The organism is Parasedimentitalea maritima (genome assembly GCF_005771405.1).
Classification (GTDB): Bacteria; Pseudomonadota; Alphaproteobacteria; order Rhodobacterales; family Rhodobacteraceae; genus Parasedimentitalea; species Parasedimentitalea maritima.
Genome location: NZ_VAUA01000002.1, coordinates 364,178 through 387,459 on the forward strand (window position 1 = coordinate 364,178; position 23,282 = coordinate 387,459).

At 53.5% G+C, this 23,282-nt stretch carries 19 protein-coding genes and 1 pseudogene; 8 read left to right on the forward strand and 12 right to left on the reverse strand.

What is annotated here, in order from left to right; genetic code table 11:
* Positions 1-5 precede the first annotated feature (5 nt).
* From FEE96_RS05510 to FEE96_RS05560, 11 genes are all read right to left on the reverse strand, one after another.
* Positions 6-1,484 carry an NADH-quinone oxidoreductase subunit M gene (locus FEE96_RS05510; protein ID WP_138162009.1) on the reverse strand — a complete coding sequence of 493 codons (1,479 nt, stop codon included), beginning with the start codon at positions 1,482-1,484 and terminating at the stop codon, positions 6-8.
* Entirely contained in the window at positions 1,481-3,253 is a 1,773-nt protein-coding gene (locus FEE96_RS05515; RefSeq protein WP_138162010.1) for a Na(+)/H(+) antiporter subunit D, read from the reverse strand. Before FEE96_RS05515 ends, FEE96_RS05510 begins: the two co-directional genes overlap by 4 nt.
* Positions 3,246-3,500, reverse strand: coding sequence for a hypothetical protein (locus tag FEE96_RS05520; protein ID WP_138162011.1), 255 nt, complete (start codon positions 3,498-3,500; stop codon positions 3,246-3,248). The genes FEE96_RS05515 and FEE96_RS05520 overlap by 8 nt, the downstream gene beginning before the upstream one ends.
* A complete protein-coding gene (locus tag FEE96_RS05525) occupies positions 3,497-4,993 on the reverse strand; it encodes a monovalent cation/H+ antiporter subunit D family protein (protein WP_138162012.1) in 1,497 nt (498 codons plus the stop codon). The genes FEE96_RS05520 and FEE96_RS05525 overlap by 4 nt, the downstream gene beginning before the upstream one ends.
* 3 nt (positions 4,994-4,996) lie before the next feature.
* Complete coding sequence (gene nuoK, locus FEE96_RS05530; protein WP_138162013.1) at positions 4,997-5,299, reverse strand: NADH-quinone oxidoreductase subunit NuoK; 303 nt, start codon at positions 5,297-5,299, stop codon at positions 4,997-4,999.
* A complete protein-coding gene (locus tag FEE96_RS05535) occupies positions 5,296-5,901 on the reverse strand; it encodes an NADH-quinone oxidoreductase subunit J (protein WP_212744738.1) in 606 nt (201 codons plus the stop codon). The genes nuoK and FEE96_RS05535 overlap by 4 nt, the downstream gene beginning before the upstream one ends.
* A gap of 7 nt (positions 5,902-5,908) precedes the next feature.
* Positions 5,909-6,352, reverse strand: a complete 444-nt coding sequence (locus tag FEE96_RS05540) for a CBS domain-containing protein (protein ID WP_138162014.1) — start codon at positions 6,350-6,352, stop codon at positions 5,909-5,911.
* A 60-nt stretch (positions 6,353-6,412) separates the two neighbouring features.
* Positions 6,413-6,991: a 4Fe-4S dicluster domain-containing protein gene (locus FEE96_RS05545; protein WP_138162015.1), complete on the reverse strand. Its 579-nt coding sequence runs from the start codon at positions 6,989-6,991 to the stop codon at positions 6,413-6,415.
* Positions 6,992-7,008: 17 nt separating this feature from the next.
* Positions 7,009-7,995 carry an NADH-quinone oxidoreductase subunit NuoH gene (gene nuoH, locus FEE96_RS05550; RefSeq protein WP_138162016.1) on the reverse strand — a complete coding sequence of 329 codons (987 nt, stop codon included), beginning with the start codon at positions 7,993-7,995 and terminating at the stop codon, positions 7,009-7,011.
* A gap of 207 nt (positions 7,996-8,202) precedes the next feature.
* Positions 8,203-11,148, reverse strand: coding sequence for an ATP-binding protein (locus FEE96_RS05555; RefSeq protein WP_138162017.1), 2,946 nt, complete (start codon positions 11,146-11,148; stop codon positions 8,203-8,205).
* A 427-nt stretch (positions 11,149-11,575) separates the two neighbouring features.
* Positions 11,576-13,129 carry a trimethylamine methyltransferase family protein gene (locus FEE96_RS05560; RefSeq protein WP_138162018.1) on the reverse strand — a complete coding sequence of 518 codons (1,554 nt, stop codon included), beginning with the start codon at positions 13,127-13,129 and terminating at the stop codon, positions 11,576-11,578.
* A 285-nt stretch (positions 13,130-13,414) separates the two neighbouring features.
* Between FEE96_RS05560 and FEE96_RS05565 the strand changes: the two genes are divergently transcribed.
* The 4 genes from FEE96_RS05565 to FEE96_RS05580 are packed head-to-tail and all read left to right on the forward strand — an operon-like array spanning position 13,415 to position 17,442.
* On the forward strand, positions 13,415-13,984 hold the full coding sequence (locus tag FEE96_RS05565; protein ID WP_138162019.1) for a helix-turn-helix domain-containing protein: 570 nt from the start codon (positions 13,415-13,417) through the stop codon (positions 13,982-13,984).
* 4 nt (positions 13,985-13,988) lie between these two features.
* Complete coding sequence (locus FEE96_RS05570; RefSeq protein WP_138162020.1) at positions 13,989-14,612, forward strand: LysE family translocator; 624 nt, start codon at positions 13,989-13,991, stop codon at positions 14,610-14,612.
* 3 nt (positions 14,613-14,615) lie between these two features.
* On the forward strand, positions 14,616-14,990 hold the full coding sequence (locus FEE96_RS05575; protein WP_138162021.1) for a GFA family protein: 375 nt from the start codon (positions 14,616-14,618) through the stop codon (positions 14,988-14,990).
* Positions 14,991-14,994: 4 nt separating this feature from the next.
* A complete protein-coding gene (locus tag FEE96_RS05580) occupies positions 14,995-17,442 on the forward strand; it encodes a GcvT family protein (protein WP_138162022.1) in 2,448 nt (815 codons plus the stop codon).
* 105 nt (positions 17,443-17,547) lie between these two features.
* On the opposite strand, the pseudogene FEE96_RS05585 reads toward FEE96_RS05580, so the two are convergent.
* A pseudogene (locus tag FEE96_RS05585) lies at positions 17,548-18,249 on the reverse strand (crotonase/enoyl-CoA hydratase family protein); the annotation flags it as partial.
* A gap of 664 nt (positions 18,250-18,913) precedes the next feature.
* Here FEE96_RS05585 and FEE96_RS05595 point away from each other — a divergent pair.
* From FEE96_RS05595 to FEE96_RS05610, 4 genes are all read left to right on the forward strand, one after another.
* Positions 18,914-19,516 (forward strand): helix-turn-helix domain-containing protein, encoded by a 603-nt coding sequence (locus tag FEE96_RS05595; protein WP_138162023.1) that lies wholly within the window; start codon positions 18,914-18,916, stop codon positions 19,514-19,516.
* Between the two features lie 303 nt (positions 19,517-19,819).
* Complete coding sequence (locus FEE96_RS05600; RefSeq protein WP_138162024.1) at positions 19,820-21,406, forward strand: ABC transporter substrate-binding protein; 1,587 nt, start codon at positions 19,820-19,822, stop codon at positions 21,404-21,406.
* Between the two features lie 63 nt (positions 21,407-21,469).
* The gene (locus FEE96_RS05605; RefSeq protein ID WP_138162025.1) at positions 21,470-22,411 is read left to right on the forward strand and encodes an ABC transporter permease; all 942 of its coding nucleotides are present in this window, start codon (positions 21,470-21,472) and stop codon (positions 22,409-22,411) included.
* Entirely contained in the window at positions 22,408-23,274 is an 867-nt protein-coding gene (locus FEE96_RS05610; protein ID WP_138162026.1) for an ABC transporter permease, read from the forward strand. The genes FEE96_RS05605 and FEE96_RS05610 overlap by 4 nt, the downstream gene beginning before the upstream one ends.
* Positions 23,275-23,282: the final 8 nt, after the last annotated feature.

A 23,282-nucleotide genomic window follows, 5' to 3' on the forward strand; every position in this document is an offset into this window, starting at 1 on the left:
CCTCCTCATGGGAGCACCGCCGTCGGATTAAGCTGTGACATCAGATGGTCCAGCGAGGGTTGCAGGATTGTCAAAAATGGCTTGGGATACAGGCCAAACCACACAACAAACAAAAGCAAAGGTGCTGCACAGGCCAGTTCGCGGCGGCCCAGATCCCAGATAAACACGTCCCCCGGCGTCTTCACCTCACCCAGCAACATCTGGCGATACACCCCCAAAAGGTAGGCTGCACCAACCAAGGCGCCCAGCACCCCGGCAGCCCCGGCCCAACCGCTGACCCCAAAAGCCGCAGCCAACACCAGTAGCTCACCAATAAATCCGTTCAGTCCGGGTAGTGCCATCGAGGCCAGCAAAAAGGCCGCAAACAGGATACCAAACAACGGCACCACCTTAATCAATCCACCGTAAGCTGCGATGTCTCGTGAATGTGTGCGCTCGTAGATTATACCAACGAACAAGAACAGCGCCCCGGTGGTGATACCGTGGTTGAACATCTGGATCACTGCACCTGACATGCCGTTGGCATCAAATGTAAATAGACCCAGGGTGATGAACCCCATGTGACTGACACTGGAATAGGCGATCAGTTTCTTAATGTCGCTCTGCGCCAAGGCAAGAAAGCCGCCATAGACAATAGCTACGGCGGACAGGGCAATCATCATCGGGGCGAAATACTGCGAGGCGTCCGGCAGCATTGGCAGTGAAAAACGCAGAAAGCCATAGGCGCCCATCTTGAGCAGCACACCGGCAAGAATGATACTGCCCGCAGTGGGGGCCTGCACATGGGCATCCGGCAACCAAGTATGCACCGGCACCATCGGAATCTTGACGGCAAAGGCGACAAGGAAGGCAAGGAACACCCAAATTTGTAGGGGGAACGGGTATTGTACCTCCATCAGGGCCAGCACATCAAAGGTTTGCCCGCCACCGAAGTAAAGCAGCAGGATACCAATCAGGAACAGCAGGCTTCCTGCTAACGTGTAGAGGAAGAACTTGAACGCGGCGTAGACACGCTTGGCTCCGCCCCAGATACCGATGATCAGATACATCGGCACCAGCATGGCCTCCCACAGAATGTAGAACAGGATCATGTCTAGCGCGCAGAACACACCGATCATCAGGCTTTGCATCGCCAGTAAGCAGGTCATGAACTCTTTCACCCGGGTGGAAATCGACCACCAAGACGCCAAAACGCAAATCCATCCCAGCAGACTGGTCAGCACCACAAACCAAACGCTGATACCATCAATCCCCAATCGATAGCTGATACCCAAAGACGGCACCCAAACCCTGTGTTCACCAAACTGCATCGCAGCCGTGTTGGGATCAAAATTGAGCAAAACCCAAAGCGCTAACAAGAAGTCAGCAAACAGCACCAGCAAAGAAAACCAGCGTACAATCGGGTCTTTGCGCAGAAAGGGTGTTAGCACTGCCCCAACAGCCGGTAGCAAAATCAGAATGCTGAGAACCGGCAAGTCTGTCATGGCGCTGCCAGTGCTGCGATCAGCGGGAACACCAGCATCACAATCAGCCCAACTATCATCACCAGCGCATAATGCGACACGACCCCGGTTTGAAACTGGCGCAACAGCAGGCCGCAACGCCAGGCCATTCTGGCAACCCCATTGACCGCAGCATCAACTAAGTGGGTGTCAACTTTTTGGCTCGCCCGTGACAACCTGTGCAACATGCGAAGACCTGCACCGTCACCCAGAGTAACCACCATTTTCTCCCAGAGTAAAACCGGATGGTGGGCAAACCACATGAAGAGCGTTGCGCCACGCCGATACAGCCAATCGGTGTCCAAACTGATGGTTTTCTCGGGGTCCAGATACCTCAGACACAGAACAAAGGCTAACAGTGTGAACATCAGCAATCCCAGGCTCTGGGTTATGTGCGCGCCGCTGTAAGGGTGGTAATCCACCGGATAAGGCAGCAGATCGTACAACAGCTGCGGAAACACGCCAATGCCAATGCAGAACAGCGCCGCCAGCCCCATTGCCAATAACATATTCACGGGCGGTTCAGACGGGCGCAAGCCGCAGTCTTTGCCAAAGAACATGTAATACGGCAGCTTTAGGCCAGTGTGCAAAAAGGTACCGGAGGACGCGACGGTCAATAATAGGGTCACTGCCGCACGGTGATCCCCTGCGGCCGCCGATATGATCATGCTTTTGCTGACAAAGCCGCTGAACAGTGGAAAGGCCGAGATTGCCAACGCGCCAATCATATACAGCACCACCGTCATTGGCATAGTTCGGTACAAACCTCCCAGCTCGGTAAGCTTGCGCCGCCCCGTCGTCAGGATCACCGCCCCCACCCCCATGAACAACAATCCCTTGTAGAGGATATGGGCAAAGGCATGGGAGGCCGCGCCATTCAGCGCCATCTCGGTTCCCATGCCAACGGCAGCAACCATGTAACCAACCTGACTGATAATGTGATAACCCAAAAGCCTGCGGCAGTCGTTTTCCAGCACCGCAAATACAACCCCGTATAGCGCCATGGCCACACCAAACCCGATCAGCACCTCGGCACCTGGGTAATTGCGGATCAGCACGTATACGGCCGTTTTAGTGGTAAAGGCGCTAAGGAATACCGCTCCGGTCACCGTCGCTTCGGGATATGCATCGGTGAGCCAGGCGCTTAATGGTGGCACAGCTGCATTCAACATGAAGGAAATCAGGATCAGGTTATAGGCCAGCCCGCCCTGTCCATGATCCAGCGGCCCCACCAGATAAGAGCCGGTCTGGACGCCGTGCAACACAATGCCACCGAACAACAGGACTCCTCCGGCGACATGCACCATGAGATAGCGGAAACCGGCTGCGACAGCCTTGCGGTTGGCGGATGCAAAAATCAGATAGGCCGAGGCAAAGGCCATGACCTCCCATGCGACAAGTAGGGTGAACCAATCGCCAGCAAACACGACGCCAAAAGCACTGCCAATATACAAAAACGCCGAGACCCGTTGGCCAGTGTCATTGATATGCCAAGCGTAAATGTTGCCAATCACCGCCATGATTGAAAACACCCAAGCGAACACCAGTGATAGCTTGTCAGCCTGAAACAGAACCAACTCTACGCCAATAAATTGGACCTGACCCTGGCTGCCGACGTCCATTTGCAACATCCGTAGCAAAACCAGAAAAGGAACCAAAACCGACACGGTCTTTTGTCCTGTGTCGTGCAGCATCGGCAGCAAGGCTGCACCGAACACCATGATCAATGCGGGGTGCAGCCACTCAGTCATAGTAGTCCTCATCGCGCATGATGCCGCAACTGTGGCCGATGAACTTGCTGATAAAAATGATCGCAACGCAGCTGATAAATCCAAACGCGGCGCTCCACCCGGGGATGGCATCCCAGACATGTTCCACATGTGGTCTTGGCACTAAGACGTCGGCCAGCACTATGAGGAACAGCACCAGCAGCAATAACCGCCACCGCAAACGCTTGTATCGATCATCGCCAAAGAAATTCACCAATCGTGCAATCATCCTAACCCCGCTCCGCGCATGACCAACTGCGCCAACTCCACGAAAAATCCAGGGTTCAGACCCAGCGCCAATGATAAAATCGCAGTTATCAGCAAAGGCACCGCCACCATTGGAACTTCACGGACGTCCTGCATTGCGACCAGCGTTTGGTCCTGTGGTGGCTTGGATTTCTCAAAAAATGCGGTGTAGGTCACCGGTAAGAAATAGGCCGCATTCAGCACCGCGCTGGCCAGAAGAACAGTCAGAAAAACCAATTCTCCAGCTTCAACCGAGCCCAGAACCAGATACCATTTACTAATGAACCCTCCACTGGGGGGGAGGCCGATCATACCAAGTGAGCCAATGAAAAACGCGCCCATCGTCCAGGGCAATTGCCGCCCGATGCCGGCCAGATCGCTGATGTTACGACGATGTGAGGCGCAGTAGATCGACCCGGCACAGAAAAACAGTGTGATCTTGGAAAATGCGTGTGCCGCGATATGGGTCACACCGCCCACGGCCGCCATCGGTGTCAACAAGACCGCGCCCAGTATGATGTACGATAGCTGACTGACCGTCGAATAAGCCAGCCGAGCCTTCAGGTCATCGCGGGTCAACGCATAGATCGAAGCCATCACAATGGTAAAAGACACCAGATATGCAGTGGCTATTGCCAACCCGAGGCTGCTCATCAAATCGACGCCCATGACGTAGAAAATCACCCGCAGCAGGCAGAATACCCCCATTTTGACCACCGCCACTGCATGGAGCAGAGCACTAACAGGGGTTGGCGCAACCATCGCCGCTGGCAGCCAGGCGTGAAATGGCATAATTGCAGCCTTGGCAAAACCAAACAGGTAGCACAGGTACACCACTGACAGCAGCGCCCCTGAGGCATCAGTTCCGCCAAACACTCCCTGAGGCATAAAATCAAGTGTTCCGGCCAGATGATAGGTCAGCGCCAGTGCCGCCAGAAGCAGGGATTTGGACGCTCCTATCAAATAGACCACATAGCGACGACTGCCCGCCCAACTGGCACTGTCTTCTTTGTGGTAAACCAGCGGATAGGTGATCAGGCTAAGCAGCTCGTAAAAAATGACCAAAGTGAACAGATTAGCGGCAAAGGCACCGCCAACTGCCGCCGAAAGCGACACCGCAAAGGCGGCAAAAAAGCGGGTCTGCGCGTATTCGTTCTGGCTGCGCATATAACCAATTGAGTAAAGCGCCGCGAGGATCCACAGCAGGCTGGAAACGGTCGCAAACACCATCCCCAATGCATCGACCCGAAAGGCAAAATCGACCCCCGGCAGCACCTCGAACAATGTTAAATCATGGGTACCACCGTCCAAAACCAGTGGCGCCAGAGAGATCACGATCAGGAATTTCACTACAGCCGCGGCAACCGAAACTGCATCACGCAGGTTAGCCCGGTTGCGCAGACAAAGGATCAAAACAGCGGCCGTCAGGCTTACGGCAATGGCAAGGACAGGTCTGATGGACAGTAGAAATTCCAAAACTCAACCTTTCAAGACGGTTAACTCATCCACTTCCAACGTGTTCTTGTTGCGCAGCAGTGCAACCAAAATGCCCAGGGCCACAGCAACCTCGGCAGCGGTGATTGCGATCACAAAAATGGCGATTATCTGGCCGCGCAAATCTTGCAGAACATGGCCAAAAGCCAGAAGGTTTATGGTGACACTGTTCAGCATGAGTTCCAGTGACATCAGTACAATCAGTACATTGCGCCGCAGCAAAACCCCGGCTCCGCCAATAACAAACAGCGTGGCGGCAAGTATCAGATACCAGGCTGTTGGGATCATCTGCGAACCTCGCCGTGATTTTTTCGAGATCGAACAGGTGTTACGTCAGCCTCCGACCTGGCCAACACCACCGCACCGATCAAGGCCACCAGAAGGATTACCGAGGCAACTTCAAACGGCAGCAGGAAATCCTGAAACAGTAAAAGACTAAGCTCCTCCACTGATGGCTGAGTGGTAATCGTCTGCCCCGGCCCCATTGCGGCATGCAATTTGGTGCTCTGGGTCAGTAAGACAATCAGTTCGCCCGAGAGGATAACAAGAACGACGACACCGGGCAGAAGCGCGTGTTTCAAGTACCTCCTTTTGGATTCCTTTCGGACATCCAGCATCATAATGACGAATAAAAACAGCACCATCACGGCGCCGACATATACAAAGATTTGGATCACGGCCAGGAAGGGCGCACCCAAAAGGACGTAAAGGGCAGCGATTTGAACCAGGCAGGCGACAAGTGCCAAGGCGCTATGTACCGGATTGCGTGCGACAATCACCAGCAGCGCCGATGCAGTTGCAACTCCCGACAACAGCAAAAAAAACTCTCGCTCCATCTTTGACCTCTTATTCCTAACTCCCGTTTCTCCAACCACAAACAGGCTGATCATCTCTGCATCAAACGCTGTAGCCAGTGCCGTCGATGTACTTCAGCAGCTCTTCTTCTTCGCGCATGATTTCATCCAGCCGATGTTTGACCACATCGCCAATACTGATCACCCCACACAGCCCGTCGTCATCACAAACCAGCATGTGGCGATTCCGCTTTTCGGTCATTAAAGCCATGATCCGGATCAGGTTGTCGTCTGGTGAACAGGTGCCCACGTTGGGTGTCATCACCTCGCGGATCGCGGCTTGGCGCCCTCCACCATCCGGGATCGCCATTGCTTTGCAGATCTCGCGCTCTGAAACGCCTCCCAACGCTTTTCCGGCAGGATCCAGTACCACCGCAAAACCAATCTTCTTGGCGTCAAACAACTGAAGGGCCGTCAAGACGCTGTCGTCTGGCGCGACCGAAAAGGTCTCGGATCCTTTGTGGCGTAATACTGTGCTGACATACATTTTTTTCGCCCTTTCTTGGTTTGATCCCACTGCGGTAGTGGCGCCGCCTTCATATATTGGTTACCGCTCTCTTCGGATACGCGACCACCAATCCAGCCCGGCATCCTTGGGGCCAGTTTGAGTGACTGACCTCAGACCACTGTTGCGATCCAGTTTCGCGGGGCGCACCACGCCCCCATTCCCAGCTTTTCCAGGTGCCTTGACCAGATCTTCGAGATGGACCACCAGGGTTCCTCGATGGTGGGTCGCAACTTCGTATTCCTGACCTAACTTGATCGCATCCGCAGGACAGGCATCCTCACACAACCCGCAATACAGACAGCGTGCCAAATTGATGTCGAACACTTTGGGGCGGCGGTCGCCCTTTTCATTCTCAAAGGGAATAACAGTGATGCAATCGCAGGGGCAGATTTGCGAGCACAATTCACAGGCGACACAATTCACCTCACCCTCATCATTTGTCTTGATGAAATGATGGCCGCGATGGCGTTGATATGGCACCCACTTTTCATAATCTGGGTAGTGGTGGGTCACAGTTTTTGAAACCATATACCCCAGCGTCAAACGTAACCCGGCCAGTAGATCAACCAGAAGGACCCTGCCGATCCAGTTGCTCCGTTTTACCCCTGTCCTTGCCATGACGACTCACTCGCTATTCACAACATCACATATCCGCTCACCAGAATATTCAGCAATGAGAGCGGTAGTAGTAACTTCCAGCCGATGGTCATCAGCTGATCATAACGGTAGCGCGGAAACGTGAAACGCAACCACATAAACACCCAGATGAAGAATCCGACCTTCAAAAGCAGCCAGAACGTGGCGGGCAAAAATGCCGGACCACCCAGCCAACCGCCAAAAAACAGCAGCACGTTCAGAAAAGCCAGAACCACCACAACAAGGTACTCTGCAAGCATAAAGAGCGAAAATCGAATGCCACTGTATTCCGTGTGGTAGCCTGCGCCGAGATCACCCTCGGCTTCGGGCAGATCAAACGGAATACGTTGTGCCTCGGCCAGACCTGAAACAAAAAAAACAAAAAAACCAATTGGCTGCACCACAACATTCCACAAACCTTGCTGCGAGGACACAATTTGGGACAGCTGCATCGATCCCGCGAGCATCACCACGCCTATGACGGAAAAACCCATAGGGATCTCGTAGGAAATCATCTGAGCAATAGAACGCAAACTGCCAAGAACTGCGTATTTACTGTTCGAGGCCCAACCCGCCAAAATTGTGCCAAACACTCCTATTCCCGACACTGCCAGAATAAACAGCAATCCAACGTTCAGATCTGATATCGACAACGCAATTTCGGTGCCAAACATCTGAATGGGGTCGCCAATAGGGATTGCAACAAAGACCAGAAAGGGCGGCACCAGTGCCACCACCGGGGCGATCGAAAACAGCATCCGGTCAGCCTCGGCTGGGATATGATCTTCTTTGGTCAGCAGTTTGATGGCATCGGCCAGCGGTTGCAGTAACCCGTGCCACCCCACGCGCATCGGACCTGGTCGCTGCTGGATATGTGCAGCTATTTTACGCTCCAGCCAAGTCAAAGGGAGTGGCAGCAATAAAAGAACGCCTACGACAATAGCCATTTTAATTAACACAGGCACTAGGCTAAGGACGTTTTCCATGTTGGCGAGCCTCCACAGTAGCCGTTGTTTATGGCTGCCGGGTTGCTCGGTTTTTACATACGCCTGCAGCTTAACTTAATCAGATGGCGCAACCGGAAGAAATTGCCGCAAAAAAACACCGCCAACGGAGATTTTCTGTAAACGCAGGCTCAGTTTTTCAACCTTTTTTAACAGGATACCGGATCGACGCTTCGTCACATTGGACGGCTAAGCCCTTTGCTTTTCCTCTAGGCGCTCGGCTTGCAGGGCTGCAAGCGTCCGAAGCAAGTGCGCTTTCTTGATGGGTTTGGACAAGAAACAATCCATCCCAGCCGCCAAACAGGCATCCCGGTCGCTTTCAAACGCATTGGCGGTCAATGCAACGATTGTAGGCTGCACAATGTCCAGCGCCCGGATCTCCCGCGTTGCAGAGATGCCATCCAATTCGGGCATCGACATATCCATAAGCACAATGTCTGGCACGCGTGTCTGACACAAAGTAACGGCTTCGCGGCCGTTTATTGCCTCGATCAACTCCAGCGGCTGATCACCCAGGTATTTGTTGATCAGCAACCTGTTAACTTTGTTATCCTCAGCCAGCAAAACCAGACTATCCGCCAGAATAGCAGCTGGCACGTCAACTCGGGGTACTTCTTTGACGAGTGGTCCCTGTGCCGGCGCCAGTTGTACGGAAAGACTGAAACAACACCCTTTGCCCAGTTCGGAACGTAAAGTGATTTCTCCACCCATTCGTTCGGCAAGAACGCTAGAGATTGTCAGGCCAAGACCGGTGCCCCCAAAAGCCCGCGTCGTCGCGGTGTCAGCTTGCGAGAAGCGGTCGAAAATATGCGTGGCCTGTTCGGTTGAGATGCCGATTCCGGTATCATCAATCTCGACCAGCAACCGGTAAGGATCATTCTTGGCGCAACCAACATTCACAGTTACGCCTCCCTGAGATGTAAATTTCACCGCATTGCCGACCAAATTGACCAAAATCTGACGCAACCGTCCATCATCGCCATGCATCAATTCAGGTAACCCGGCAGCATAGTTGACCGAAAGCGAAATCTCTTTGTCGCGAGCCTTGGGACGTAACAAGTCAATTGCGCCTTCCACACAGTGACGCAATTTGAAATCTGTTGGAGAGATTTCCAGCTTGCCTGCTTCCAACCGCGACAGATCTAGAATGTCGTTAATTATTTTCAGCAGTGCGACCGAGGAGTCTTGGATTGTATCAACAAATTGGCGTTCATTGTCCGGTAGGTCGGCTTCGGACAGCAGCCCTGCCATGCCAATAATTCCATTCATCGGAGTGCGAATTTCATGACTCATATTCGCTAAAAATTCGGATTTTGCACGGTCCGCGTGCTCTGCCGCCAGCTTGGCTTCAGCCAGTTCCCGTTCTCGATTTTTGGCCCCAGTGATGTCGCGTTCGATCCCGATGATCAGTTCAACATCACCTTCCTCATTCAAGATTGGCACTAAGTTTGTATCAATCCAGATCTCAGCACCCGATTTTGTGTAGTTTAGAACTTCTGTATGGAACCGCTGCCCCATGGATAAATGGTCGTTGATATCATCAATCACCGCCGCGTCAGTTTTTGGTCCATTTAGCAAACTACCCGTAGATGCTCCAATTGCCTCTTCAGCTGAATAGCCCGTCACCCGTGTAAAAGCCTCATTGACCCAGACAATCCGGGCTTCTGCATCTGTCAGAATAATGCTATCCGACGCGTGCTTTGCCACCAACGATAATCGATGCAACTCTGCTTGTTTTGTCTGTAGTTCTGTATGAGCCTGCTCAAGCGCGATTTGCCCGTCGTACAACTCAACATTACGCTCCTGGAGAGTTTGATTGGTACGCATCACTTCTTCACGCAGATGCACATCCTTCGACACATCCCAGTTCACACCGATAATCCGTTTGCGACCGTTTGCATCCGCGAACACGCTGCCTAGAGCGCGAATGTGCTTTTCCTGGCCGTCCGGTAAAACAATTCGGAAATCTGAGGCATAGGCACCTAGTTTTTTTTGCGCAGTTTCAAACGCTTCAATGGCAATATCACGATCCAATGGGTGTAAGCGTTGCTGCCATGTTTCTATGAGGTTTTCCTCGGGGGATTGCGTTTTACCATAAAGGCTGCGCATCTGCTGATCCCAAATCAGTCGCTCGCTGGCTGGCTCATATTCCCAGATCCCGATTTTTGAGGTCTCGACTGCAACTTCCAAACGGCGAGACAAAGTCTCAAGTTCGCGCTCACGTCGTTTCAGAGTATAGATGACCGCGCGTCGGCCTGCCGACAAGCTACCAGCCATTATGGTCGGGAAAAGGATCAGCGCACCTGCGGCCAACAGCGACATCCGTAGCGGCCATAGATTGTCAGGTTGGGCAGTCCACCCACCCCGAGGTCGGGCCACCAACTGCCAGCTTCCTTGCGCTAGGGGAATATCGATCCGAATCGGGTTATCGTCAACAATATCAGCATCGCCAAAGAACAAGGCCCCTTCAGACCCCATACCGTCATGACCAATCAGCGCCAGCTCGATACCTGCATTGGGATCGGTCACCCCCGATTCGGCATAGAGTGTGTCAACGTCGATAACGGCCGACAGGATTCCAAAAAAACTCCGCTGCGGGCCAGTACCTGTATAGATTGGAAACCGGCCAATAAAACCACGCCCGCCCTGCACCAGGTTGACCGGCCCAGCAAGCACCACTCCACCGCTATCGCGAACACGATAGGCTGCATCTCTTTGCGCTTCATTCTTGTTATAGTCCAAGCCAATTGCGGCCTCGTTTCCGGCTACTGGATAAATCAGCGAGACCACCAAATCGGGAGCAACGGCCACAAGCCGGACCTCATTATGGCCGCTAATTACCTGCTCTGCTAGCTTTCCGAAACGGGCCTGGTCCATAGTTGGTTCGGTTGACAATACGGCAACCAACCCTCGTATCAACTGTAGGTCCGCCCCCAATTGGCCCTTCAGCCGCGATACAACCATCCCGGCTTCGTTCTGGACATCCGCACGGAGATTTTGATTGTGGATGGTCGCGTTTTGCTTTTCAGCAAAAACAAATGCAATCACAACCACAACGAAGGCAACAAACGCAGGTAGGTAAGTTCGTTTCTTTAATGCCCTCAGCACTGAGCTGAGTTGAAAACTTACAGCCATTAACCACCTATTTGATACTACGAATCACTACCGCCTTCTGGTCAACATACCTGAGAGATGTTCAGTGGCTCTTAATAAGTGGAATCAACATCTCCGTCGGGTTGGCCCTATCACAACTTCGGAACGCCCACTGCCCGTTGTCTCAACAATATCAGCAGGCGCATATCAGAGATCTCTTCGGGCAGAGCTAGCAATATTGTGGGTCAAACCTGTCCACTCGACAACCGAAGCTTTTGACATGTTCTGAAGTCCCCTCGACGAGAAGTTTTGCTGGCTTTGGGAGCTGAATAGGAACCAAACACAATACAGCTTTGCGTGGAGATACATACATGCGCAATTTTCCCCCACGAAACTGAATTGAAGTGGCGAAAGCCAAATTCGCCACCTCGCCGTTAAACAATATCGTCGTTGCAGTCCTCTCCCAACATTAAGCTGGGAGATGGATAGTAAACCTAGCACGAAGAGCAGCATCGGTTTCAGGATCAAATCGGGCCTGGGATCGTTCACGCAGAATTTGTTCTTTACGTGCTGAGGCCTTTTTCAACAGATCTGGCTTTTGCAACTCTTCCCATTCTTTGGGGGAAGTACGATCGCCAAGGCCTGGGTAGACGTAATCAGATTGCATTCTGCTAAGCGTTTGATCCGTCCCCAAATAATGACCGGGGCCGCCAATACAGGTGGCCCTAATTTGATCCAAGGCGAGCGTTTCGTCGTTGACCTCGATGCCGCGAACACAGCGCAGCGCCTGACCGATAAGATCATCCCCCAAGATCAGGGATTCATGACAGAACCCCAGCAGTGAAGCATGCATTCCGGCCGCCTCATATACCATGTTGAGACCGGATAAGCCCGCCATCACGGCGGTGCACATCTGTTCCCAGCCAGCCTGCATATCAGGAAGCTTCGAATCTGAGGCACCCGCAGCTGCACCACCAGGCACGCCATAAAACTTATGCATCTGAGCGCATCCAGCCGTCAGCAAAGCCTGTTCGCCAGATCCAACACTCATTGCGCCGGTCCGCAGGTCCAAACCAAAAGGCCAAGTGCCGAAAATCGCGGGGGCCCCTGGTTTGACGGCGTTAACATAAACCAGACCGGCCAAACACTCGGCACAGGCCTGCACAATTGCACCAGCAATAGTCGACGGCGCTGTCGCACCTGCCATACCGGCAGACAGGAGCAACACCGGCATGCCCCCGGCAATGCATTTTTCCATCACTTCGCAGCTTTCAGTAGCGAATTTCATTGGGGGAACAACAAAGCAGTTGGAATTCGACACAAAGGGACGCTCTCGCCATTTATCTTCACCACCTGCAATCATGTGCAGCATTTCAAGCGCGTCATCGACAAAGTCCGGTTCGGTGAAGGAAACACCCACATGTTTGGTTGTGCCTGCTGTGGTCGCGTAAATAGAGTTCAAATCCATCTCGCGATTGTCGGGGATGTCACGACAGACCATAGGTCGTTGCAGAAAGTGGATGTTGTCCAATCTATCCGAAATCCGGGCGGCATCGTGCAAATCCTGCACTGTTGACTCGCGGTAATTGCGCCCATGCACATCCACCATATGCACTGCCGCACCAGCGGTGCCGTAATGAACCCGACTGCCAGATAAATTCAGGTCGGTCTTTCCATCTCGACTAAACAATGTGACCGAACGATTGGCCTTGGCTATAGTCTCTTCAACCAGTGCCCGCGGAAAACGGATACGGCCGTCGTCTCCCAAAATACAACCTGCACCGACTAGGTAGTCGATACCGCTTTGCGGCGCGTCAGCTAAGCCAATCTGTTCCAGCGCATCCAGCGCACTTTGATGTATACGCTCCATGTCTTGCTCGCTGAGCGGTTTGAGCGTGCCACCCTCCATGCCAGGACGGATGGCGCGTAGGTTTTCTGCAAGTGGGGCTGCACGGGCAGCACGACGAGCGGCCCGGCCTCCACTACGAGTTGCGCGGGCGGGAGTTTTGGTCTGATCGTTCATATGAAGGCCTATTGGTACAAGTGGATCTAAGGGTGGGTCAGATCCGTGCAGGCCTACCGCGGGCCGCGCGCCCTCTAGCTGCACCAATTGTGCGGCCAATCAGGCTAACAAAACACTGCTCTTTTTGCATATTCCCTCCAAGCCTAGTCCGTTCAGAATGCCAATGTTCAAAATGGATTCTGTTCTGTTTGCGACTTTGGTGAAAAACCACTTGAAAATTTCACCAAACACCCGCACGGTGAAAACATGGGTCATTTTTTCACGCGCTATTGCTAGGAGTTTCCGTTGAACACACAGGCCGCCTTAACTGCATCACTTGGTGCTGACATACGTGCATTGCGTAAGGCGCGAGGGTTAACGCTGACTGATATCGCAACGCGTTTGGACCGGTCGGTTGGTTGGCTTAGTCAGGTGGAGCGGGATATGTCCGAGCCGACAATTTCGGACCTTCGCCAAATTGCAGCCTGCCTGAACGTGCCTATGTCAATGCTGTTCGGCCACACCCACGCCCCGGCCCATGAACAAGGGTATGTGGTACGTGAAGGGGCCCGACGTGCGATGGGAGCAGGCGAAGAAGGCTTGATCGAAGAGCTTCTCTCGCCCGATCTCACGGATGATTTTGAAATGGTGCATTCGACTTTTCAGGCCCATTCCAAAATGCAAACCATAGCTGACCGACCAACGCAGGAAGTGGGATACATAATTTCCGGTCGCCTTGATCTGGTTATTGGCGGTCAGGCATTTACTGTAAGCGCAGGCGATAGTTTTCGGATCCGCCATGAACCCTATCACTGGGCCAACCCTTATGATCAACCGGCTGTTGCGATCTGGGTGATCGCTCCGCCGGTTTATTGACGTCATGAGCTTTGAATCCTGGACCATATTCGCCTTGTTCTGGGTGGTTTTTGTCACCACGCCCGGTCCAAATGCTGTGAACTGCATTAGCAACGGGATGGCTTTGCCGTTTCCAAAAGCAATGATCGGGGTTTTCGCAATCCTCACCCAATCCACCCTGTTTCTTGTTCTCTCGGCTTTTGGCGTTACCGCACTCATCGCGGCTTCGCCGACCGGGTTTTTCATTGCTAAACTGATTGGCGCAGGTTTCTTGATCTATCTGGGCGTTCGAGGCTGGATGAACGCAGGCAACCCTGCCCCAACGGCGGAGCGCCCTGCCCGACACGTCTACCTCCACGCACTCGCAGTCGCCACGATCAACCCCAAAAGCGTTGCCGGGTATCTCGCTGCCTTTTCCCAATTTGTACAACCAGATGTTCCGGTTTGGCAGCAAATGGGAGTGATCATGCCCACGGCTCTGACGATCACCGCACTTAGCTACACCGGCTATACTGCGCTTGGGGCCGGATTGGGACGGGCGGCGATGGCAGCCGTGTTTAATGTTTGGATCCGCCGCGTGATGGCGGTCTGCTTTATTTGCTACGGGGTTCTGTTGGGAGCCAGCAGCACCCCCTCTCTAAAAGGATAAGAGATGATCAAAGGATCCTGCCTGTGTGGCGACATCCAGTTTGAAACCGCTGCTGAGCCACAGGGACCATCCATGTGCCACTGTAGCCAATGCCGCAAGCAGGCGGGCGGCATCTGGGCCTCAGCTCATGTTGCTGACAGTGACCTGACCATCACAGGCCCCGTCACTTGGTTTGCGGCCAGCGACATCGCCAAACGAGGCATCTGTTCGCGTTGCGGGTCTTACCTGTTCTGGAAAGGCAAAGGTGAGGACACCATCAGTTTTGCCCTAGGTGCGGTTAATGGCGACACCGGCATCAAAATTGCCAAACACATCTTTGTCGCCTCGAAAGGTGATTATTACGACATCGCGGATGGAGTGCCGCAAGAGGAGGAGTAAGCTCATGGTCGATTTCCCATCCAAGGCACGGGTTGTCATTATTGGCGGTGGCGTTGTTGGTGCCTCGTCACTGTATCATCTGGCCAAGAAAGGCTGGAGCGATTGCGTATTGCTGGAGAAGAACGAGCTGACGGCCGGGTCAACCTGGCATGCGGCGGGCAATGTTCCCACCTTTTCCACATCATGGTCGATCATGAATATGCAGCGATATTCAACCGAGCTGTATGCGCGCCTGGGTGACGAAGTCGACTATCCGATGAACTATCATGTAACCGGGTCGATCCGTCTGGCGCATACGGCAGAACGGATGCAGGAGTTTGAACGGGCGGCATCCATGGGTCGCTATCAGGGAATGGACATCAAGATCCTGACGCCTGAAGAGACCAAGGAACGCTATCCCTTCCTTGAAACCCATGACATGGCCGGGGCTTTGTATGATCCGCACGATGGGGACATCGACCCGGCTCAGCTAACGCAGGCTTTGGCAAAGGGTGCCCGCGACATGGGGGCCAAAATCATTCGGTTCTGCCCGGCAACTGGTGTCACGCAGCATGATGATGGCAGCTGGACCGTACATACCGACAAAGGTGATATTGATTGCGATTATGTGGTCAACGCAGCCGGGTACTATGCCCAGCGTGTGGGTGAGTGGTTCAAACCCTTTGGCGGCCGCACTGTGCCAATGATGGTGATGAGCCATCAGTACCTGCTGTCAGAAGAAATCCCCGAAATTGAAGCCTATACCAAAGAAACCGGGAAAAAACTGCCTCTGCTGCGGGATGTGGATGTGTCCTATTATCTGCGTCAGGAAAAACATGGCTTCAACCTTGGCCCTTATGAGCCCAACTGCCGGGCACATTGGGAGACTGAGGATGACCCGATGCCCGAGGATTTCAGTTTTCAGCTCTGGCAGAATGATCTCGACCGGATCGAAGACATCATGATGGACGCCATGGAGCGGGTCCCCTCGTTGGCGACCTCGGGCATATCGCGGGTCATCAACGGTCCAATCCCCTATGCCCCGGATGGCTTACCGCTGCTTGGGCCAATGCCCGGCGTCAAGAACGCATTTGAAGCCTGTGTTTTCACCTTTGGTATTGCCCAAGGCGGCGGTGCCGGCAAAGTTCTGGCCGAGTGGATTGTCGATGGTCAGACCGAATGGGACATGTGGGCAGTCGATCCGCGTCGCTACACCGATTACACTGATCACGACTACTGCGTGCAAAAAGGCAAGGAGGTCTATGGCAATGAATATGCAATGCACTTCCCCCACCACGAATGGCCAGCAGGACGCGACAAAAAAACCGGTGCGGTCCACACCAAAGTCATGGAGTTGGGCGGCGTTATGGGCGCGTATAACGGCTGGGAACGTGCCAACTGGTTTGCGCAGGATGGGGATGATACATCCGAAGAAGCCACCCACACCTGGGGTCGTTCAGGCCCTTGGCAGCAACGTATCAAAGAAGAGTGCGAAGCAGTGCGTGACGGTGTTGGTGTTCTCGATCTGCCCGGATTTTCGCGTTTCAATCTGACCGGCGAAGGTGCAGCCGAATTCCTGCGTGGCATGGTCACTGGTGGGCTACCCAAAGTGGGCCGTATGAACCTTGTGTATTTCTCGGATGACCGCGGCCGGATCCTGACTGAAATGTCCTGCATCCGTCACGGTCAAGATCATTTCACCATGATTACCGCAGGTGCAGCACAGTGGCACGACTTTGAGATCCTGAAGAATGCCCTACCAACGGGTCTTAGCCTGACGGATCACACCACCGAATTTGGCACCATGATCGTCACTGGTCCAAAATCGCGCGATCTGCTTGCGTCTCTGACGGACGCTGATCTGTCACTGGGCTGGCTGACACATCAGGAGGCTACAGTTGCAGGTAAATCTGCATTCCTTGCTCGGGTCTCCTTTGCTGGTGAGCTAGGCTGGGAAGTCCACTGTGCCAACGGTGACCAACCTGCGATCTATGCGGCCATACTGGAGGCCGGAGCCAAGCCGTTTGGCATGTATGCGCTGAATTCATTGCGTATCGAAAAAGGCTATCGCGCGTGGAAAGGTGATCTTTCGACAGACTATTCACTGCTTGAAGGAGGGCTGGAACGCTTTGTCAAACTCGACAAGCCACAGGATTTCCCCGGCAAAGCAGCTATTCTGTCCGAAAAGCAGCAAGGCGTGAAGAGGCGTTTTGTGACGCTGATTGTCGAAGCCGGTATTGCCGATGCACCCTACATGTCCTGCATCTGGAAAGACGGTGAAATCATAGGTGAAACCACCAGTGGAGACTGGGGCTACCGCGTGAATGCCTCAATAGCACTGGGTACAGTGCGCGCAGATTTTGCGGTGCCTGGTACAAAACTGGAGGTCGATATCTACGGACAAAAATGCGCTGCTGTCGTGCAGGAAGATCAACCGCTTTGGGACCCTGCAAATGAAAGGTTGCGAGCCTAACTTGCCACGCAATTGGTGAACGCCCTGCCCCAGACCTTTAGCTTTTGGTGTTCTGTTCACCCATTTGATGTTGAGCGCGGTTGTTTTGCCGCGCTCTTGGTTGGGTTAGTCGTTGCGCCGCACGCGGGCTGCGATTTTGTCGGCGAAGGCGGCGAGGCGGGCGCGGGCTTCGGGTTGGGTGTTCACCACATCGGCCACCACGGCTTCGGCATAGGCGGCATCCATCGCTGACATGTTCTGCATATGGCTGACGGCGGAACAGATGGCAAAGTTTGACAGTGGCAGGTTCTCGGCCACCCGGCGGGCCAGTTCCATGGCTTTGTCCAGGCTGGATCCGTCAACGATATACTGGGCCAGACCAAGATCGACCGCCTCCTGACCCTGATACACCCGCCCGGTCAGCATCATGTCGATCATCCGCGATTTGCCAACCAGATCCGTCACCCGGATGGTTGCCCCACCGCCAGTGAACAGACCGCGTTGCCCTTCGGGCAGAGCAAAATAGGCGCTTTGGTCCATCACCCGGACGTGGGCTGAACTGGCCAGCTCCAATCCGCCCCCAACAACCGCCCCCTGCAGGGCCGCAATCACCGGCACCCCACCGTATTCCATTTTGTTATAGGCCTCGTGCCAGCGCAGGCAGACATGCATGAAGTCCGCCGGGCTGCGGTCGGCATCATGGTGTTCAATCAGGTCCAGACCGGCGCAAAAATGATCGCCAGCACCAGCAAGGACCACCGCCTTCACCCCGGCACGCGGGGCGACAGAAAAGAACTCTACCAGTTCTTCGATGGTGTCGATGTCCATCTGCTACCTTTAATGAGCGATTTTGTAGTCCCGGTATGCGCCCCCAGCCTGTTGGATGGCCAAGAGATTAAAGCAGCAAAAGACTTGCTCAAATTCCCTCTTATTCAACATACGACGTGGCCCCTGTTGTGGAAAAACTAGTTCACAGATCTGGGTATCGAAACCGCCAAGGACACGAGCGGTCCGAAATTTGAATTCCACTCTTATGCAATTGGAGCAGCCAGCTGTGGTATTGGCATTGCCTTGATATCCGATCTGGTTGTCCAAAGAGAAATCGATTCTGGGGATTTGATCATACCATTTGGCGGGCGAACAAAATTTGAAGACGGCTACTTCTTTGTCTACCCACCCAAAATGAAGAACGACGTGAATGCCCAGACGTTTGGCCTTTGGTTACAACAGCAATGCGCCAGTTTTCTTGCGATAAACCCGTTGCACCTCGGGTCACGCTGACGGGCAACTATTTCACCCAGACAAAACCGTTCAAGGGAACGGCATGTACTAAAATTTATTTTAGAATGCCTAAATATGCTCAACTTTGTGGTATTAAGCCAGGAAAGTGGCCAACCAGCACAGCTAAAACGCGACCTTATTTGACACATTGCCTGTATGGCCCTGTTCCATAGTAGGTTGTGATTGCTTTTAGAATACAAAGGACAGACGGATGGACGGACCAAACAAACGACGCAAGCGTACAGCTGGCCCAGAACCTACCCAGTTGGGAAACGCCATTCGTTACCGCAGGAAAGCGCTGAAGAAAACTTTGGAAGATGTTGCCAACGAAGCAGGTCTGACCACGGGCTTTATCTCTCAAGTTGAGCGCGGCATCAGCTCACCTTCGCTGTCGTCCTTCATGAGCATTGCATCGTGCCTTCAGACCAACATCGAACAACTTTTGAGCGTGCCGGAAGAGTTAAGCGAATATACTCCTAAAGATAAACGTCAGACTTATTCGCTAGGTACGGCTGGCCGCCTATATGAAAAACTGGGGCCGGGATTTGCTGGGTCATTGCTCTATTCATCAATCATTCACCGGCCACCGGGGCATATATCTGAGAAGATGCAACATGATGGTGAAGTGTTTTGTTACCTGCTGTCAGGCCAGCTGGAGTATCACTTAGGTGACGAAATATTCGTTGTTTCCCCGGGCGACACTATTCACCATGACACTTCCAAACCGCACTTTTCCAAAGTTCTGAGCGACACCGAAGCTGTAGAGCTTTGGGTTTGCACCTCGCCAATGAGCGATGCCAACAGCAAAATCTGATCTGCGCCCCCCGCTGAATTTGATTCGAAAATGCAAATCGATGTCAGTGGGGGAAGTATTGAGATTGTGTCGATTGGCGCAGCCTCTTGTCCAGAATGACCGGAAGACCGGAGCTCCTCAAACGTTTTAACAACATGTTCGCGCCGCCGTAAGGGTCTGAAAATACCTCTAAAACCCAACCAGTTTCGACACAGAAGCGCCTTAAAACTGCAAGATTTCAGCGCTACTAAAAAAAATTATAGTCAGACTAATAAAACGACTTATACTCCGGCTCACAGTCAATCGTCTTGGGAGGACACGACTATGAGAGGCAAGTTACTGGCGGCGGCCGTTGCTGCAGCAACGGCACTTACGACGCCCGCAATGGCGCAAGATCGCGGCGGGGTTTTGAATTTCGCCCGCTATGACGGTTCAAAACTAATTGATCCAATTTATGCTGACCGCAATCCGGATATCTGGATGGTTGGCAGCCTATTTGACACATTATTGCGGTCCAGCCCCGACGGGAATTCAGTGGTTGCAGGTCTGGCCGAAAGCCACGAAATGTCGGACGACGGCCTATCCGTGACGCTAACCCTGCAAGAGGGGCTACAGTTTTCAGACGGCGCGCCGCTAACTGGCGATGATGTAATCTTTTCGCTGAACCGGGCTCGCAATCCAGACCTCAGCCCCTGGGCGGGCTTGCTAGGGTCAATCGACAATGTGTCAGCAAGCGACCTTACCGTCACCATCTCACTTAAGGCACCTGATCCCACAATCCTGTCGATGCTGGCTACTTTCAATACAGCGATTGTTTCAAAATCCGTATTTGAGGCCGCAGATGGGGCCAACGATCAGGAAAAGTCTGCTTCGATCTTCGCCGCAGGTGGCGCTGGAGTTGGGTCCGGACCTTTCTACCTCTCAGGCTTTGAGCAAGGCTCTTCAATGAGCTTTTCTGCTAACCCAAATTATTGGAAAGTGGGCGCCGACGGCAAGGCCTTGCCTTACGTTGATGGTGTTGAGTTCCAGATCATCCCAGACGACGCGACACGGATCCTAAAGCTGCAAGCCGGTGAGGTAGATGCTGCCGAGTTTATCCCGTTTTCGCGGGTTGCAGAACTTGAAGCTGATCCGTCGATCAACATGAACCTCTATCCATCAACCCGGATCATCTATTCGCCGATCAACACACGTGAAGCCCGCGCGGACGGCACTCCGAACCCTCTGGCCGATGTACGGGTACGTCAGGCGATCAACTATGCGACCAACAAAGACGCGCTAATTGGGTTGGTTCTACAGGGCGCAGGTAAACCGATGACCTCACCGCTGATGGCCGCTGCCACACAACTGTCGTCGGATCTTGGCCCACTCTATGGCTATGACATGGAAAAGGCTAAAGCTCTGATTGCCGATGCAGGTGTCGCACCGGGGACCAAGATCACCTTTACCACTCTGGCTGGATCGGCCGATGACAGCACTATCTTTGCGGCGCTCCAGCAGATGTGGGCACCTTTAGGAATTGCGCTGGAAGTAGAACAGGTTGATGGAGCGACACGTGGCGCCAAAAACCGGTCAGGTGAGTTTGACATCCACACCTATGGCTGGGTGAACGATGTAAACGATCCTAGCCAAGTAGTTGGCTGGTTGGGTCATACACCCACCGCTAAAGCAGTAGGCACAGGGTGGGAGAACCCAGAGTTCAATAGTCTGTTCGAAGCTTCAGCGACCGAAATCAACGCTGAAACACGTGCAGATCAGTATGCTCAAATGCAGAAACTCTATGCAGACTCTGCGCCCTTGCTGTTCATGTATGAAACTCCCTTTGCCGTGGCAGTATCCAACGCCGTCGAAGGCTATGTCCAAACGCCTCTGGGCAACAATATCTTCGAAGAAGCAACTGTCAGCCGCTAGAAGTAGCGGATCTGGTGCCGTCGACCGATCGTGTCGGCGGCACCTTCTTAAAGAGAGACGACAATGGCCATCATCCAATACACACTCAAGCGATTGCTGTTGATGATTCCGACCTTTTTTCTGGTCATGATCATCATTTTTCTTCTGGTACGGTTTCTACCCGGAGACCCGGCGATTGCGATTGCAGGTGATCGTGCCTCTGATGCCGATCTGGCCGCTATCCGCGAACGCCTGGGCTTAAACCAACCGCTCCTAGTGCAATTCTGGCTGTTTGTGACCAATACCCTACAAGGTGATCTGGGCCGTTCGATCCTTATGCGTGCACCGGTTACGGACATAATCTTCGACCGTTTGCCCACTACAATTTTCCTGACGGTCTATGCCGTTTCTCTGTCTCTGCTCATCGCTGGCCCATTGGCTTTTGTCGCAGCTCTGAACCGCAATAAATGGCCTGATGCGGTGATCCGCACTGTATTCCAGGTCGGGCTATCAATGCCGGTTTTCTATATAGGTTTGATCCTGCTGACTTTTCTGGCCGCACAACTGCGTTGGTTTCCGGTCGGCGGTTATGGCGATACCTTTATCGAACGGCTGCATCACTTGTTTTTACCTGCCGTGACCGTTGCGCTCTATACCTCTGCGATCATCATGCGCAACCTACGGTCTGCAATCATCGAAGTTCTGGATGCCGAGTACGTTCAGTTTGCCCGCGCCAAGGGATTGCCCGACCGACTTGTCCTGGGTCGGCATGTCCTGCGCAACGCGTTGATTTCAACCGTCACCCTGCTGGGCCTGTCGATTGGCAACTTGATGAGCGGCACACTGGTGACTGAAACTGTGTTTGCAGTACCAGGTGTCGGGCGACTGATGCTCGAGGCGATATTTGCCCGTGACTATCCATTGATCCAGGGTCTGACACTGACTTTCGCAGTTCTGGTTTCAGTGGTCTTCCTGCTGACAGACCTGTTCCAAAGTACTCTTGATCCCCGGATGCGCCTGACATGACTGATATCACCGCACTCTCCGCTGAAGCCACCATCCCGCAGAAAACCCGCATTGAGTTGGCTCTGCGCAAACCTGGCTTTCTGGTCGGCGCCTTCATCATCGGGGTGTCAGCCATGCTGGCGTTGATGCCGGGCGTTTTTGCCCCCTATGACCCCAACCTAATCGACTATGTCGCCGTGAAGCAGGCACCAAGCTGGGCCCACCCTTTTGGCACTGACATGTTGGGCCGGGACAGCCTGAGCCGGGTGATTTTTGCCTATACGGTCAATATGCAGATGGCGATTTTGGCCACGGTGTTCGCAATGACCATCGGTGTTATTGTTGGCGCTCTGGTCGGGTATTACCGCGGTGTCGCTGATATGGTGTTTGGCCGGGTGGTCGATGCCGTAATCACGTTTCCATTTCTGGTTCTGGTGATTTCGGTTGTCGCCGTGCTCGGGCCTGGACTGATCAATATGTATATCGCGATCACGCTGGTGGGCTGGGTATACTACGCACGCCTGATGCGGGCCGAAGTGATTGCCCAGATGGGAAATGACTATGCCGGCGCTGGTATCGTGATGGGATACTCCGACCGGCGTATTATCTTTCGTCATCTGCTGCCCAACGCGATCACCCCGGTGATTGTGTATTGGATGACCGATATGGCTCTGGCGATCCTGCTTGGTTCGTCGCTGGGTTACTTGGGCCTTGGCGCCCAACCACCGCAGGCCGAATGGGGCGTGTTGATCGCAGAAGGTCGCAACTTCATTACCACTGCCTGGTGGCTCAGTCTGATGCCCGGCATCGCCATTGTCCTGACGGGTCTTGGCTTTTCCCTGCTTGGTGACGGTCTTGCAGACCTGCTGCGCCCCCGTGGATGAGGAACGAA

Excerpts from the sequence above, each read along its gene's own strand:
- FEE96_RS05510 (WP_138162009.1), bottom strand. The coding sequence starts at position 1,484 with ATGACAGACTTGCCGGTTCTCAGCATTCTGATTTTGCTACCGGCTGTT.
- FEE96_RS05515 (WP_138162010.1), bottom strand. The coding sequence starts at position 3,253 with ATGACTGAGTGGCTGCACCCCGCATTGATCATGGTGTTCGGTGCAGCC.
- FEE96_RS05520 (WP_138162011.1), bottom strand. The coding sequence starts at position 3,500 with ATGATTGCACGATTGGTGAATTTCTTTGGCGATGATCGATACAAGCGT.
- nuoK (WP_138162013.1), bottom strand. The coding sequence starts at position 5,299 with ATGATCCCAACAGCCTGGTATCTGATACTTGCCGCCACGCTGTTTGTT.
- FEE96_RS05535 (WP_212744738.1), bottom strand. The coding sequence starts at position 5,901 with ATGATCAGCCTGTTTGTGGTTGGAGAAACGGGAGTTAGGAATAAGAGG.
- FEE96_RS05540 (WP_138162014.1), bottom strand. The coding sequence starts at position 6,352 with ATGTATGTCAGCACAGTATTACGCCACAAAGGATCCGAGACCTTTTCG.
- FEE96_RS05545 (WP_138162015.1), bottom strand. The coding sequence starts at position 6,991 with ATGGCAAGGACAGGGGTAAAACGGAGCAACTGGATCGGCAGGGTCCTT.
- nuoH (WP_138162016.1), bottom strand. The coding sequence starts at position 7,995 with ATGGAAAACGTCCTTAGCCTAGTGCCTGTGTTAATTAAAATGGCTATT.
- FEE96_RS05555 (WP_138162017.1), bottom strand. The coding sequence starts at position 11,148 with ATGGCTGTAAGTTTTCAACTCAGCTCAGTGCTGAGGGCATTAAAGAAA.
- FEE96_RS05560 (WP_138162018.1), bottom strand. The coding sequence starts at position 13,129 with ATGAACGATCAGACCAAAACTCCCGCCCGCGCAACTCGTAGTGGAGGC.
- FEE96_RS05570 (WP_138162020.1), top strand. The coding sequence starts at position 13,989 with ATGAGCTTTGAATCCTGGACCATATTCGCCTTGTTCTGGGTGGTTTTT.
- FEE96_RS05575 (WP_138162021.1), top strand. The coding sequence starts at position 14,616 with ATGATCAAAGGATCCTGCCTGTGTGGCGACATCCAGTTTGAAACCGCT.
- FEE96_RS05580 (WP_138162022.1), top strand. The coding sequence starts at position 14,995 with ATGGTCGATTTCCCATCCAAGGCACGGGTTGTCATTATTGGCGGTGGC.
- FEE96_RS05595 (WP_138162023.1), top strand. The coding sequence starts at position 18,914 with ATGGACGGACCAAACAAACGACGCAAGCGTACAGCTGGCCCAGAACCT.
- FEE96_RS05600 (WP_138162024.1), top strand. The coding sequence starts at position 19,820 with ATGAGAGGCAAGTTACTGGCGGCGGCCGTTGCTGCAGCAACGGCACTT.
- FEE96_RS05605 (WP_138162025.1), top strand. The coding sequence starts at position 21,470 with ATGGCCATCATCCAATACACACTCAAGCGATTGCTGTTGATGATTCCG.
- FEE96_RS05610 (WP_138162026.1), top strand. The coding sequence starts at position 22,408 with ATGACTGATATCACCGCACTCTCCGCTGAAGCCACCATCCCGCAGAAA.